The following is a 13,529-nucleotide window of genomic DNA, read 5'->3' on the forward strand; positions in this document are numbered from 1 at the left end:
GGAAGGGTTCTTTCCCCGGGGTGTCGACGTTTCCCCGCGAAGCTACCCACGGAACGGCTCAAAACCCGAGGAAGGATCGTTTCCCCTAGTTTCTGCGCAGGTAGCGCGCCGATCAGTCCGCCGGCGGCCGTGGGACCGTCCCAACAACGGCCGCGGCCGACCTTCCCCTAGTTCCCGACGCCCCCCGCGCACCCCGCCCCGACGTCCCGACACCGCTGCGCACCCTTCCCCCGACTCCCCGACGCCCCCGCACGCCCTTCCCCTAGTTCCCGACGCCGCGCGACGCCGGTTCACGCGCGCGCCGCGGACAGCTCCCAAAACACACGGAAAAATGTCGCGGAAAGAACTCTTCCCCCACTCCTCGACGTTTCCCCGCGAAGCTACTCACGAAAGCGCACACAACCCGAGGAAAGAACCCTCCCCCACTTTCTGCGCCGGCCGAAACCGGTCCGGACGCGCGCGCCCGAGCCGCCCAGCGCACACCCCAACCCCTGAGCGCGCCTAAACTCTTTAGCCTCGTCAAATCGGACACAAATAGCGCATTCCGAATCAATTCCGCCGATTCGACGTCGATTTGCTCAGTCACCGCGCGCACACTCTGCGGGAACCATAGTCTTGACGAACTACTGAGCGACGTCATAGGGGGTGATCGCGGCATGGCGGAGAAGCTTCACGCCGAGATCCAATCGGGCGACAAAGGGCTGCGGGCCGGGTCGATCGGACTGCTGGGCAACGTGATCATCGGTCTCTCGGCCGTGGCACCCGCCTACAGTCTCGCCGCGACGCTCGGCTACGTGGTCGCTGCGGTGCACAGCAAAGCGCCGGCGATGTTCGTGATCGCGTTCATTCCGATGCTGCTGGTGGCATTCGCCTACCGAGAACTCTCGCGCGACACCCCCGACTGCGGCACCACCTTCACCTGGGGCACCAAGGCGTTCGGGCCGTGGATCGGGTGGATCGGTGGATGGGGTCTCGCGGTGTCGGCGATCATCGTGCTCGCCAACGTCGCCGAGATCGCGGCCGTGTACCTGCTTCGCTTTCTGCACCTCGATTCACTCGCCGACAGCCTGTGGGCCAAGGTCGCACTCGGGTGCTTCTTCATCATCGTGATGACGTGGATCAGCATCCGCGGCATCGTCATCAGTGAACGCATCCAGTCGGTGCTCATGTTCATCCAGTTCGGCATCCTGATCCTGGCGAGCGTCATCGCGCTCGTGAAGGTCGCGACCGACCACGCCGGTCCCCAGGCCGTCACACCCCAGTGGAGTTGGTTGTCGCCGACGGGTCTCGACCAGTCGTCGATCGCTGCGGCGGTCATCTTGTGCATCTTCATCTACTGGGGATGGGATGCGTGTCTGGCCGTCGGTGAGGAAACCAAGGATCCCGAGAAGACACCCGGCCGGGCGGCGGTGATCTGCTGCCTGATCCTCGTTGCCACCTACGTCCTGGTCGCCTACGCCGTCGAGTCGTTCGCAGGTTTCGGCACCACCGGCATCGGCTTGAACAACCCCGACAACACCGACGACGTGCTCACCATCCTCGGCGAACCGGTCGCGGGCGCGGTGATGGCGTCGGCGTTGCTGCTCGTCGTCAGCATCTCGGCACTGTCGTCGACGCAGTCGACCATCCTGCCGACGGCACGCGGCACGCTGTCGATGGCCGTGTACAAGGCTCTCCCCCAACGGTTCGCCTACATCCACCCGCGCTACATGACGCCTGCGTTCGGCACGGCCGTGATGGGCGCGTCGGCGTTGGTCTTCTACCTCGTTCTGTCGTTCGCGAGTCAGAACACGCTTGCCGACTCGATCGCGTCACTCGGTCTCGCCGTCGCGTTCTACTACGGCATCACCGCGTTCTCGTGTGTCTGGTACTTCCGTCGGACGCTGTTCGACTCCGCTCGCAATTTCTTCATGCGCGGACTCTTCCCGCTTCTCGGCGGCATCGCGATGGCCTGGGCATTCATCAAGAGCGCCATCGACATGATCAACCCCGACTACGGTTCGACGTCGGTCGGCGGAATCGGTGGCGTGTTCATCCTCGGCGTCGGCATGCTGGTCCTCGGCGTGCCGTTGATGCTCGCGTGCTGCGCCGCCGACAGCGACTTCTTCAAGGGCAAGACCCTCAACGCGAATACCGAAGTGAAGGTCCCCGATGTCTACTGACAACACCTCCGCTGCGAACCCGAAACGTGTCGCAGTCGGCTACCTCGCCACACAGTCGGGTGACGACGGCGTGGCCCTCGGCGCGGCCATCGCCACCAAGACGGGCGCTGCCATCGACCTGATCTGCGTGGTCCATCCTGTGCCCTACGACGGTCAACCGGGCATCGACCAGTACATGGAACGCCTCGAGAACCAGGCGGCGGAATGGCTTGCCGACGGCGCATCACGCATCCCGGAGGGCATCGAGGTGCGCACCGTCGTCACGGTGCACGAGTCGTTCACCGAGGGCCTCATCGACGTCGCCGAGCAATCCGGAGCGGCGATGATCGTCGTCGGAGGCACGGGCGACGGCATCATCTCGCGCCACGCCCTCGGCACGGTGAGTACCGAGTTGCTGCATTCCTCACCGCTGCCCGTTGCGCTGGCGCCGCGTGGATATGCGCGTCGCTCCGACGTCGTGATCGACATGATCACCATCGCCGTGCCGGTCAAGAAGTCGGCCAGCGATCCCCTCTCGTTCGGCATCCGCTTTGCCGAAGCCGCGTCGATCGACGTGCGTCTGCTCTCGCTGGTGTCGCTGGAGAATCCGGCGGCCGACGACACCAGCCTCGCGGTACGCAAACAACAGGTCGACGTGGCGCGAGAGCTTCTCGAGCACACCCGTGACCAACTCGACGTCGACCTCGAGGTCGACGTTCTCGTCGCCGACGGCGACACCCTCGACGAAGCGCTCGACAATCTGCCGTGGGACGCGAATGACATCGTCGCTGTCGGCTCGGGGCATCTCGGCGCCGACAACCGCGTCTTCCTCGGCTCGACCGCCGCGCGCATTCTGCGTTGGACCACTGCCCCGGTGATCGTCGTACCCAAGGAATCAACACCTGACACGGAAACGACAGACACGGAATCGACGACAACCAAGGCACAGGGCGAGTGACGACGCTGCGACTGCTCGAGATCAGGCACGCCGAGTGCGAATCACTCGGCACGTACGCGGGCGGTCTTCCACACGACGCCGAGGTCACCACGTTGCGAGCCGAGCGCGACACGTTTCCCGACGACCCTGCGTCGTTCGACGCCATCGCGGTGATGGGCGGCGGAATGGGAGCCAACGACGGCCCGACCTATCCGTGGATCGACGACGAGATCGACTTCCTGCGACGAGCGCTGTCCAAGGACGTACCGATCTGGGGCGTCTGCCTCGGATCGCAGTTGCTGGCGAGCGCGGCCGATGCGAAGGTCAGCACGGGACCTGCCCCCGAGATCGGGATCTCGAAGGTCACCTGGACCTCGGACGGCGTCGTCGACCCTGTGTGGAAAGGTCTGTCGGACAAGACATTCGACAGCATGCAGTGGCATTACGACACGTTCGATCTACCCGCCGGTGCGACGCTGCTGGCGTCGTCGGAGTCGTACGCCAACCAGGCGTTCCGTCTCGGCGCGAGTTACGGCCTGCAGTTTCATCTCGAAGTCGACTCCCCGCTGTTCGCTACCTGGCTCGACGACCCCGCTTACCGCACCGAACTCGTCGAAGCGCTGGGTCCGGGCGGTCCCGACCAGGTCAGCGCCGACCTCACCGACGTAGAGTCGACGACCCGCGCGATGGCCGCGGCAGCGATGTCGCGGTGGCTCGACATCGTCGTCGCGCGGCAAGAACGCTAGCCCGTTCACACCTCACACACCTGCGCCACGCGGGCTACGTGTAGTTCCACGGCGTCGCCGAGCAGGCTGTCGCTGGTGGCGGCGTCGATGTGCCCACGTTGTTCGAGCGCGAGAACGCCGTTGATGGCCGCCCACGCGAGCAGTACCGACGATCGTGCGGCGGGGTCGGCGGAGTCGATCGCATCGATCACGTCGTCGGCTACGCCCGCGAGTACCCGCCCGATCTCCGACCGCGCCTGGTCGACGACGTCCCCGTGCACCTCGGACACGTCGGCGAGACCCAGCATCCGGAACGCGAGCGGTTCGTCCCGATGAAAGCGCACGTACTCCTCGAACGCCGCTCGAGCCGTCGGTGCACCGCCACCGGTTCGCTCGACGCTGCGTCCCATCCGTTCGGCGTGCTCGCGCGCCAGTCGACATGCGACCACTGCGTAGACCTCCGCCTTGCCGTCGGGGAAATTCCCATACAGCGACGTCAGCGCGACGTCGGCGTGCGAGGCGATCGCATCGACCGACGTGGCGCGAAATCCGTTGCGTGAGAACAACTCAGCAGCGGCATCGAGGACTGCGGCACGCGTACGCCGCCGTCGTCGATCGCGGGGCTCGTCAAGCAGTGAGGACATGTGCTAATTGTAGTCTGACTACGTTTTCATAGTCCAACTACAGAAGGATCGACATGTCTCCCACTGTGACCACCTCCGACCTGCCAACACCCGCCGACGGCTCCGAGGCGATCTCACTGCTCATCCCCCGCTCGCCCTTCGTGGCAGAACTCGGGCTTCGACTCACCGATATCTCCGACGGCCACGCCGAACTGGTCATGCCCTACCGGCCAGAGCTGACGACCGTCGGCGAAATGGTCCACGGCGGCGCGATCAGCGCATGCGCAGACATCGGAATCATGGCGGCCGCCTGGGCAGGCCGACCGATCCCTGATCGGCTCCGCGGGGTCACCACCTCGATGTCGGTGAGCTTCATCAACCCACTGATCGCCGACGATCTACGCATCGTCGCTGATCGTCTCCACAACGGAAAACGACTGTGCCACTGCACCGTTGACCTGACCTCAGCAAGCGCCGGCCAACTTGTCGCCCGCGCGACGGGCACCTATCAAATCGGCTGACCGATGGCCGCGCTCCCGCCGGGCACCAGCCCTTGTTGACACTGCTTACATTGGCGCCTAGCGTCGAACCATGCAGACGATCCTGGGCGCGAACGGGCAGATAGGCACAGAGCTCGCTCGTGATCTCCACCGCAACCACACCCGCGACATCCGACTCGTCAGCAGACAACCCCGGCGGGTCAACGAGACCGACGAACTCGTCGCCGCCGACCTCATGGATGCCGCACAAACCGACGCGGCTGTAGCGGGAAGCGACATCGCATACCTGACCGTCGGACTGCCCGCCGATTCTCAGATGTGGGCGCAGCGTTTTCCGGTGATGATGCGCAACGCGATCGACGCATGCGCTCACCACGGCACGAAGCTCGTGTTCTTCGACAACACCTACATGTATCCGATGACGAGTGAGCCACAAACCGAGGACACCCCGTTCCGCCCCGCAGGCAGCAAGGGCCGCACACGCGCACAGACCGCAACCATGTTGCTCGACGCGATGACCGCGGGAACGGTCGACGCCGTGATCTGTCGTGCCCCAGAGTTCTACGGTCCGAACCAGACCCAAAGCTTCACCAACGCAATGGTTTTCGACCGAATCGCGCAACACAAAAGAGCGTTCGTCCCGATCCGTGACGACACCCTGCGCTCACTGATCTGGACTCCCGACGCCAGCCGCGCGATGGCGCTGATCGGCAACACCGAGTCGGCGTACGGCCAGACCTGGCACCTGCCGATCGACAGCAACCGACGCACCTATGCACAGCTGATGGAGCTGACCTCCCAGGCGAGTGGGCACCAGAACAAGTACACGGTGCTCGGCACACCCGTCTTCGCCCTCGGACGTCTGTTCAGCAAGAACGTCCGCGAACTGTGGGAGTTGTTGCCCCGCTACGGCGTCGACACCGTCTTCGTCTCCGACAAGTTCACCCGAGCCTTCCCCGACTTCGCCGTCACCACCTACGACGCCGGCGTCGCCCAGCTCGTCACCCACTAGTCGACGCGCGCGGCCGCATCAGCTGTCGAAGCCCAGCCCCACCTTGTCCATCACGGTCAACCACAGGCCGCGCTTGCCCTGGCGGCGCTCGCTGCGAGCCAGTTCGCGTCGGGTCATGTTGATGCCGAACGCACGCAAGGGTTCTGGCGGAAACGGAATCGGCTTGGAGCGCACCATGTTCAGACGCGTGCGCTCGGTGTCGGCACCGTCGACGAGGTCGAGTGCGGTTGCGGCAGCAAAATGCGACGCACCGACACCGAGACCGGTGAATCCCACCGCGGTGACGACGCGTCCACCATACGAGCGGTCCCAGAACGCGCAGAACCGCGAGCACGTGTCGATGGCCCCACCCCACGCATGACTGGCGCGGATGCCCTCGAGTTGCGGGAACATCTGGAGCAGGTGCTCGCCCAGTAGTGCGAACTCACGCGGCTCCTGCTGGTGGCGCGGCGAATCGTCGGATCGGTAGTGGTACAACGCATCCCAGCCGCCGAATAGAATCCGGTTGTCGGCCGTCAGACGAAAGTAGTGGAACCGTGGCCCCGCGTCGGCAAGTCCCTCCCTGCCCTTCCAGCCGATCGACGCGAGCTGCGCCTCCGACAGCGGTTCGGTCATGATCGCGTAATCCCACACCGGCACCGTGTACAGCCGCAGTCGACGCACCAGCGACGGGCTCGCCGACGTCGCGAGCACGGCGCGGTCGGCGACGATCTCGCCGAAGCCGGTACTGAGCCGCAGCCCGTCACCCTCGCTGCTGATACCCGTCACTTCCGACTGCTCGAAGATCCGCACGCCGAGGCGCTCCGCGGCGTCGGCAAGACCCCACGCCAATCGCGCGGGGTCGAGCATGATGACGTCGGGATCGAACACCGCTCCCGCCACCATCGGTGAGTCGACCCGTTCGCGCGCCTGCTCCTCCGACAGCAGCGGAAGGTCTTCGCCGAGTTCCTTCGCCGACTCCGCGTACTCGGCCAATTCGTCTGCCTGCCAATCGAAATTGGCAAAGTCGAGTTCGCCGGTGCGCTCGGCGTCGGCGGCGATGCCGTGGCGGCGGATCGCCTCATCGATGGCGTCGAGCGTCTCGTGACCGAGGCGCAGGAGTGTCGGCAGCTCGTCGGCGAAGCGGTCCATGCCGTTGCCGAGGCCATGGGTGAGGCTCGCCGAGCAGAAGCCGCCGTTGCGTCCGCTGGCGTGCTCGGCGATCCGATCGCGCTCGACGAGCACGATCCGACGTCCCGGATCGCGTTCTGCCGCTTGTACCGCGGTCCATAGTCCGGTGAATCCCCCACCGACGATGACGAGATCGGCGGTCACTTCACCGAGCACGCGCGGACGCGGCGCAGGCCGATCCGCGCGATCGAGCCAATACGACGACGCGTGCGCGGTGGAGACCAGTGCCGCCCCGCGTGCTGTGGGCTCTGTTGCCCATGCCTCGCTCATCAGCGGACCTCTCCCGGATTCGTGAACACCGTTCGATGCCAAGGCTTTCGGGCAACACCGGTGATGTCGCTCATCACGTGTTTGACGGTCAGGTACTCGTCGAGCGAGTAGGCCGACATGTCCTTGCCGAAGCCCGACGCGCCGACACCGCCGTGCGGCATCTCGCTGATGATCGGGATGTGATCGTTGATCCAGACGCAGCCGGCCTTGATCTCGCGGCTCGCCCGCTGCGCGCGGTAGACGTCGCGCGTCCACGCCGATGCGGCGAGTCCGTAGACGGTGTCGTTCGCGCGGCGCAGCGCGTCGTCGTCGTCGGTGAAGGTCGAGACCGTCAGCACCGGGCCGAATACCTCGTCGCGGTAGATTTCGGAGTCCTCCGCGACGTCGGCGATCAACGTGGGCGGGTAGAAGCTGCCGGGACCGTCGGGCAGCACCCCGCCGGTCACCACACGCGCGCCGGCGGCACGGGCACGTTCGACCATTGCCGCAACCTTGTCGCGGTGTGCGTGGGAGATGAGTGAGCCCATGTCGGTGTCGGGGTCGCGCGGATCGCCGACCCGCACCGACGACATGACATCGGCGACACCGGCCACGAAGTCGTCGTAGAGCGACGGCGCGACAATCGCTCGTGTCGCGGCAGTGCAGTCCTGTCCGGCGTTGATGAGCGCTCCGGCGACGGCACCCTGGATCGCGGCGTCGAGGTCGGCGTCGTCGAAGACGACGAACGGCGCCTTGCCACCGAGTTCGAGTTGTACGCGCGTGCCATTCGCCGCGGCCTGCGACATCACCATGCGCCCGACCGCCGTCGAACCCGTGAAGGTCACGATGTCGATGTCGGGATGTCCCGCGATGGCGGCGCCGACATCTGCGCCGGTGCCGACCAGGACGTTGAAGACGCCGTCTGGCAGACCCGCTTCCGTCGCAAGACGAGCGAGTGTCAGCGTCGTCAACGGAGTGATCTCCGCGGGTTTGAGTACCACGGAGCACCCGGCGGCCAACGCGGGCAACACTTTCCACACGGCCATCTGCAGGGGGTAGTTCCACGGAGTGATCGACCCGACGACCCCGACGGGTTCACGTCGGATCGACGACGTGTGCTCGCCCGAGTACTCCGCGCTCGCCTTGCCGTCGAGATTGCGTGCGACGCCGGCGAAGAAGTCGACGTTGTCGATGCTGCCCGGCACGTCGAATTCCGTTGCGAGACGGATCGCCTTGCCGGTGTGGGAGACCTCCTCGCTCGCCAACAGATCGGCGTTGGCGTCGAGCAGACGCGCGAAGGCATGCAGTACCGCCGACCGCTCAGCGGGGGTGGCTCCACCCCAATCGTGTTGTGCGCGCGCGGCATGTGCGACCGCGGAGGTAACGTCGGAGCCGGAGGCGAGTACGAGGTTCGCTACCGGGGCATCGGTGGCGGGATCGATCACAGTGTGGTCGAGGCCCGATCCGCTGCTGGGAGCACCGTCGACCCAACCACTGGGAACTGTCGTGATGGTTGACACGACAGATCACGATACCGGCAAAACAACGGATTCACGACTTGGAGCAACAATTCCCAACCGAAACCGTGGTTTCGGTTGCCAATATCTGCTGAATCCGCCACCATCGACGTGTGGGCGAACCAATGTCGACACACCTCGACGCCATCGCGAAGAAGATCATCGAAGAACTCCAGGCCGACGGCCGGAGTTCATACGCGGCGATCGGCAAATCCGTTGGCCTGTCCGAAGCTGCTGTGCGCAACCGCGTCCAGAAGCTCAGCGAGAGCGGCCTGCTGCAGATCGTCGCGGTGACCGATCCACTCAAGCTCGGCTTCTCTCGCCAGGCGATGGTCGGTATCCGCTGCACCGGCGACACGGAGCGATTGGCCCGGCAACTGGCCGAGCATCCCGAAATCGACTACGTGGTACTGACTGCGGGTACCTACGACATCATGATCGAGGTTGTCTGCGAGGACGACGATCATCTCCTCGACATCATCAATCGCAGGGTTCGAACACACCCCGAGGTGAACTCGACCGAGACCCTCGTTTATCTGAAACTAGTGAAACAGCAATACAATTGGGGTACACGATGACCGCATCCGTAACCGAATCCCTCGGGCAGCGAAGCGCTGCGCACTTGTGGGGACACTTCTCCCGTCACGGCGACGAGATCACGCCACCGGTGATCACGCGAGGCGAGGGGGCACGCATCTTCGATGATCGCGGACGCAGCTACCTCGACGGACTCGCGGGGCTCTTCGTCGTCCAGGTCGGGCACGGACGTGACGAGCTCGCCGAGGCAGCGGCAAAGCAGGCCAAGGAACTGGCGTTCTTTCCGCTGTGGTCCTACGCCACTCCGCCCGCCATCGAGCTCGCCGAGCGACTCGCGGCCAACGCGCCCGGCGACCTCAACCGCGTCTTCTTCACCAGCGGTGGCGGCGAGGCCGTCGAAAGCGCGTGGAAGCTGGCCAAGCAGTACTTCAAGCTGACCGGAAAACCGATGAAGCACAAGGTTATCTCGCGTTCGATCGCCTACCACGGCACCCCGCAGGGCGCGCTGGCCATCACCGGTATCCCCGACCTCAAGAAGATGTTCGAGCCGTTGACTCCCGGAGGGTTCCGCGCGCCGAACACCAACATCTACCGCGCTCCCGACGAGGAACTGGCTGCCGACCCCAAGAAGTTCGGCCGCTGGGCCGCCGATCGCATTGCCGAGGCCATCGAGTTCGAGGGTCCCGACACCGTCGCAGCCGTGTTCCTCGAACCGGTCCAGAACGCGGGCGGCTGTTTCCCGCCGCCGCCCGGATACTTCGAGCGGGTCCGCGAGATCTGCGACGAGTACGACGTCCTGCTGGTGTCCGATGAGGTGATCTGCGCCTTCGGCCGCATCGGTTCGATGTTCGCCTGCGAGGACTTCGGCTATCAGCCCGACATCATCACCTGTGCCAAGGGCATGACCTCGGGCTACTCCCCGATCGGCGCGATGATCGCCAGTGAGCGACTCTTCGAGCCGTTCAACGACAACACGACGACCTTCGCGCACGGCTACACCTTCGGCGGTCACCCTGTGTCGGCGGCGGTCGCGTTGGCCAACCTCGACATTTTTGAGCGCGAGGGGCTCAACGATCATGTGAAGACCACCGCGCCCGCGTTCCGATCGACACTCGAGAAGCTCCACGACGTCCCGATTGTCGGCGACGTGCGCGGCGAAGGATTCTTCTACGGCATCGAGCTGGTCAAGGACAAAGCCACCAAGGAGACGTTCACCGAGGCCGAATCCGAGCGCATACTGCGTGGATTCCTGTCGACCGCACTGTTCGACGCCGGTCTCTATTGTCGCGCCGACGATCGCGGCGATCCGGTCATCCAGCTCGCGCCGCCGCTCATCTGCGGCCAGGCGGAGTTCGACGAGATCGAGCAGATCCTGCGTGGCGTTCTGGCCGAGGCGTACACGCTCCTCTGAGGTTCACCAGAGCAACGACGGTTATCCGGGACTGACGGTTTTCCAGGTCGGCGACGCGTCGGCGGACGAGCAGTTCCGCCGGCGCGCTACCGATGTGACGTGAGGCGCTGTAGCCTCCTGTGCGATATGCGTCCTCCTCGTGCCGTTGCACCCGCCACAGACTTCGTCACCCGCTGCGTGGTCGTGCTGATCGTCGCTGTGGCCGGGATCGTCGCTGTTGTCGGGATCGGCCCGACCGCATTCCCGGCGTGGGCGGCCCCCACACAGGCACAGCCGCACGACGCATCACCTGACACCGACCACTGCCCGCATCGGGTCTCGCCGCCTCCCGCTGTCGACGAGTCGGAAGTCGTGGCTCCCGGCTCGACAACACCATCCCCACTGCCGGTGCATTCCCCACCGGTCGGTGGCGAAGCGTTGGGCGGGTGCGGCGTCGTCGCAGACTCGTCGGCGGGTCGTGTGCCGGAGCGGCTGACGTCGGCGGCCTGGCTGGTCGCCGATCTCGACAGCGGCGCCGTGATCGCGGCCAAAGACCCGCACGGTCGGTACCGCCCGGCGTCGACCATCAAGGTCCTGCTCGCTCTCACCGCGCTGCGTTCGGGAATCGCGCTCGACAAACCGGTCACGGCGACGGCCGACGATTGGAGTGCCGAGGGCGACTCCTGCGGGATGGGACCGGGCGGCAAATACACCATGCGCGACATGATGATCGGGCTCCTCATGGTGTCCGGGAACGATTGCGCCCACGTCATCGCGCGAGACCTCGGCGGCGTCGACGCCACGCTGACCAAGATGAACGAACTGGCCCGCTCACTGCAGGCGTATGACACCAGGGCGTCGACTCCGTCTGGTCTCGACGCCGCCGGAATGTCGACGTCCCCCTACGACCTCGCGGTGATCTTCCGCGCCGCCATGCAGAACTCGACGTTCCGCGACATCATCGCCATGCCGAACCACCCGTTCCCCGGGTACCCGAAACGACCCGACGTTCCCGGCGACGTCGACCATCCCGGCTACCTGATGCAGACGTCGAATCATCTTCTGCTCGAAGGCGATCCGGGCGTCCTCGGCGGTAAGACCGGATACACCGACGACGCGCAGAAGACATTCGTCGGGGCGGTCAAGCAGGACGGTCGTACCGTTCTGGTGGTTCAGATGTACGGCCTGTCGACCGCCGACGACAACTACTGGGACCAGGCCCGCTCGCTCGTCGCCTACGGCGCGCACGCCCCACGTGAGGCGAAAGTGGGCGAACTCGCATCGACCTCAGACGAACGCGCGACCACCTCAGACGGCGAACGCGCGAGTACCTCCGACGGCGCCCGCGCCGGGGTCGCAACGACCGAAGCGCGGACGAGCCAGGGAGTGGCCTACCAGGATTCGACGTCTGGCTGGTCGGTGCGCATCCTCGTCGGACTCGTGGGGCTGCTTGTGGCGCTGCTCCTACTGCTGCTTGCGCTTCGCTTGATCCGACGCCGCTGACCGGCTCGCGGGTCACGCGGGCGCACCTCCAAGGTCGAGAAGACGGAGTCCCGCTCACCCATTTCCTTCCGGCTTATTGAATTCAATAAGCCGGAAGGAAACGGGTGAGCGTGTAGCCACGCAATAGGGCCCACTCGTCGGGTCAGTCGCCGCGCTTGTGCCGCGTCACGAGAGCCACCGCGGCGCCGATCGCCGCCGCCGCGGCCAACGGCCCGGCCTTCGGCACGGGATCCGCCTCATAGACCGGGCGCACGACGACGGAGGGCGGTTCGGGCTGTTCGGTGGGGTCGACGACCTGGTAGGGCTCATTGGCACGATCCGTGGCACACCACGCCGTGGCGTACAGGACGATTCGCGAGGCCAGGTAGCCGAAGACCATGACGCCGAGCAGTGGTCCGAAGGCGGCGCCCGCCGGACTGCCGAGAACCGATTTCAAGTAGATACCCGCGACGGACTTGAGGATCTCGAAGATGGTCGCGGTGAGGAGCGCCGCCTTGAGCACGTTGCGAAACGGCAACGGATTCAAGGGAAGTCGGGCAAAGACGAAGACGAAGAGCAGCCAGGTCGCCACCAGCGACACCACGATGGCCAGAACCCGCACCACGACAGTCGAGCCACTGAAGCCGTCGACATGCGCCCACTCGAGGATCTTGTTGATCAACCCGCTGTTGCCCAGGGCGGTGAGGCCGAGCGTGAACAGGAAGGCGAGACCCAGCAACACGAAGATCACGAGGTCGCTGATCTTCGACTTGACCGCATTGCGGTTGACCCTGCCGCCGAACATCTCGGTCATTCCGACGCGCACACCGGAGATCCACCCGATACCGGTCAGTCCCGCACCGATCAGACCGATGATGCCGACGGTCGCGCGTGAGTCGATGGCCGAGTCGATTGCGCTCTCGAGCGTCGTGCCGAGCTCGCCGGGCATGGCTTTGACGATCTCGTCCTTGATGGTGTCGAGCCACTCCGGGTGGGCCGCGAGGACAAAACCGCCGATCGAGAAGGCGACCATGATGATCGGCACGATCGAGAGGATTCCGGTGAAGGTGATGCTCGCGGCGTAGAGGTTGCCGCGACGATCGTTGTACCGCTGCACCGTGCGCATGATGTGGTCGAGCCAGCCCCACCGCTCGCGGGCCGACTCGAACTCGTCCTTGCCGCGCACGACAAGCGCTTTGCCCGAATCGATCACCGAAGCCATAGACCCTCGTTTCCCCATCGGTCG

The 13,529-nt window shown here is 65.3% G+C and carries 12 protein-coding genes; 8 read left to right on the top strand and 4 right to left on the bottom strand.

The window, feature by feature from the left end; translation table 11 throughout:
* The first annotated feature begins 656 nt into the window (after window positions 1-656).
* The 3 genes from ABW18_RS13860 to ABW18_RS13870 are packed head-to-tail and all read left to right on the top strand — an operon-like array spanning window position 657 to window position 3,824.
* Window positions 657-2,162 (top strand): APC family permease, encoded by a 1,506-nt coding sequence (locus tag ABW18_RS13860; RefSeq protein WP_200903268.1) that lies wholly within the window; start codon window positions 657-659, stop codon window positions 2,160-2,162.
* Window positions 2,152-3,099: a universal stress protein gene (locus tag ABW18_RS13865; RefSeq protein WP_049699575.1), complete on the top strand. Its 948-nt coding sequence runs from the start codon at window positions 2,152-2,154 to the stop codon at window positions 3,097-3,099. The genes ABW18_RS13860 and ABW18_RS13865 overlap by 11 nt, the downstream gene beginning before the upstream one ends.
* Window positions 3,096-3,824 (top strand): type 1 glutamine amidotransferase, encoded by a 729-nt coding sequence (locus tag ABW18_RS13870; RefSeq protein WP_049699576.1) that lies wholly within the window; start codon window positions 3,096-3,098, stop codon window positions 3,822-3,824. Before ABW18_RS13865 ends, ABW18_RS13870 begins: the two co-directional genes overlap by 4 nt.
* Before the next feature lie 5 nt (window positions 3,825-3,829).
* On the opposite strand, the gene ABW18_RS13875 is transcribed toward ABW18_RS13870, so the two are convergent.
* On the bottom strand, window positions 3,830-4,447 hold the full coding sequence (locus ABW18_RS13875; protein WP_049699577.1) for a TetR/AcrR family transcriptional regulator: 618 nt from the start codon (window positions 4,445-4,447) through the stop codon (window positions 3,830-3,832).
* 53 nt (window positions 4,448-4,500) lie between these two features.
* On the opposite strand from ABW18_RS13875, the gene ABW18_RS13880 reads away from it, so the two are divergent.
* Together ABW18_RS13880 and ABW18_RS13885 are read left to right on the top strand one after the other, a co-directional pair.
* A complete protein-coding gene (locus ABW18_RS13880; protein ID WP_049699578.1) occupies window positions 4,501-4,947 on the top strand; it encodes a PaaI family thioesterase in 447 nt (148 codons plus the stop codon).
* A 70-nt stretch (window positions 4,948-5,017) separates the two neighbouring features.
* Complete coding sequence (locus tag ABW18_RS13885; RefSeq protein ID WP_049699579.1) at window positions 5,018-5,938, top strand: NAD-dependent epimerase/dehydratase family protein; 921 nt, start codon at window positions 5,018-5,020, stop codon at window positions 5,936-5,938.
* An 18-nt stretch (window positions 5,939-5,956) separates the two neighbouring features.
* Here the strand turns inward: ABW18_RS13885 and ABW18_RS13890 are convergent, their stop codons facing one another.
* Together ABW18_RS13890 and ABW18_RS13895 are read right to left on the bottom strand one after the other, a co-directional pair.
* A complete protein-coding gene (locus tag ABW18_RS13890) occupies window positions 5,957-7,378 on the bottom strand; it encodes an NAD(P)/FAD-dependent oxidoreductase (protein WP_049699580.1) in 1,422 nt (473 codons plus the stop codon).
* Window positions 7,378-8,877, bottom strand: a complete 1,500-nt coding sequence (locus ABW18_RS13895) for a gamma-aminobutyraldehyde dehydrogenase (RefSeq protein WP_049699581.1) — start codon at window positions 8,875-8,877, stop codon at window positions 7,378-7,380. The genes ABW18_RS13890 and ABW18_RS13895 overlap by 1 nt, the downstream gene beginning before the upstream one ends.
* Before the next feature lie 122 nt (window positions 8,878-8,999).
* Here ABW18_RS13895 and ABW18_RS13900 point away from each other — a divergent pair, with 122 nt between their 5' ends.
* From ABW18_RS13900 to ABW18_RS13910, 3 genes are all read left to right on the top strand, one after another.
* On the top strand, window positions 9,000-9,452 hold the full coding sequence (locus ABW18_RS13900) for an Lrp/AsnC family transcriptional regulator (protein WP_005174049.1): 453 nt from the start codon (window positions 9,000-9,002) through the stop codon (window positions 9,450-9,452).
* Window positions 9,449-10,822, top strand: coding sequence for an aspartate aminotransferase family protein (locus tag ABW18_RS13905; protein WP_049699582.1), 1,374 nt, complete (start codon window positions 9,449-9,451; stop codon window positions 10,820-10,822). The genes ABW18_RS13900 and ABW18_RS13905 overlap by 4 nt, the downstream gene beginning before the upstream one ends.
* 126 nt (window positions 10,823-10,948) lie before the next feature.
* A complete protein-coding gene (locus tag ABW18_RS13910; RefSeq protein ID WP_053117472.1) occupies window positions 10,949-12,304 on the top strand; it encodes a D-alanyl-D-alanine carboxypeptidase family protein in 1,356 nt (451 codons plus the stop codon).
* Window positions 12,305-12,446: 142 nt separating this feature from the next.
* Here ABW18_RS13910 and ABW18_RS13915 read toward each other — a convergent pair whose 3' ends face one another.
* A complete protein-coding gene (locus ABW18_RS13915; RefSeq protein ID WP_049699583.1) occupies window positions 12,447-13,505 on the bottom strand; it encodes a YhjD/YihY/BrkB family envelope integrity protein in 1,059 nt (352 codons plus the stop codon).
* Between the last annotated feature and the right edge of the window lie 24 nt (window positions 13,506-13,529).

The organism is Gordonia jacobaea (assembly GCF_001186365.1).
Lineage (GTDB): Bacteria > Actinomycetota > Actinomycetes > Mycobacteriales > Mycobacteriaceae > Gordonia > Gordonia jacobaea.

Coding starts and splice junctions, on each gene's coding strand:
- ABW18_RS13915 (WP_049699583.1), bottom strand. CDS start 13,505: ATGGCTTCGGTGATCGATTCGGGCAAAGCGCTTGTCGTGCGCGGCAAG.
- ABW18_RS13875 (WP_049699577.1), bottom strand. CDS start 4,447: ATGTCCTCACTGCTTGACGAGCCCCGCGATCGACGACGGCGGCGTACG.
- ABW18_RS13885 (WP_049699579.1), top strand. CDS start 5,018: ATGCAGACGATCCTGGGCGCGAACGGGCAGATAGGCACAGAGCTCGCT.
- ABW18_RS13900 (WP_005174049.1), top strand. CDS start 9,000: ATGTCGACACACCTCGACGCCATCGCGAAGAAGATCATCGAAGAACTC.
- ABW18_RS13890 (WP_049699580.1), bottom strand. CDS start 7,378: ATGAGCGAGGCATGGGCAACAGAGCCCACAGCACGCGGGGCGGCACTG.
- ABW18_RS13880 (WP_049699578.1), top strand. CDS start 4,501: ATGTCTCCCACTGTGACCACCTCCGACCTGCCAACACCCGCCGACGGC.
- ABW18_RS13865 (WP_049699575.1), top strand. CDS start 2,152: ATGTCTACTGACAACACCTCCGCTGCGAACCCGAAACGTGTCGCAGTC.
- ABW18_RS13905 (WP_049699582.1), top strand. CDS start 9,449: ATGACCGCATCCGTAACCGAATCCCTCGGGCAGCGAAGCGCTGCGCAC.
- ABW18_RS13910 (WP_053117472.1), top strand. CDS start 10,949: ATGCGTCCTCCTCGTGCCGTTGCACCCGCCACAGACTTCGTCACCCGC.
- ABW18_RS13860 (WP_200903268.1), top strand. CDS start 657: ATGGCGGAGAAGCTTCACGCCGAGATCCAATCGGGCGACAAAGGGCTG.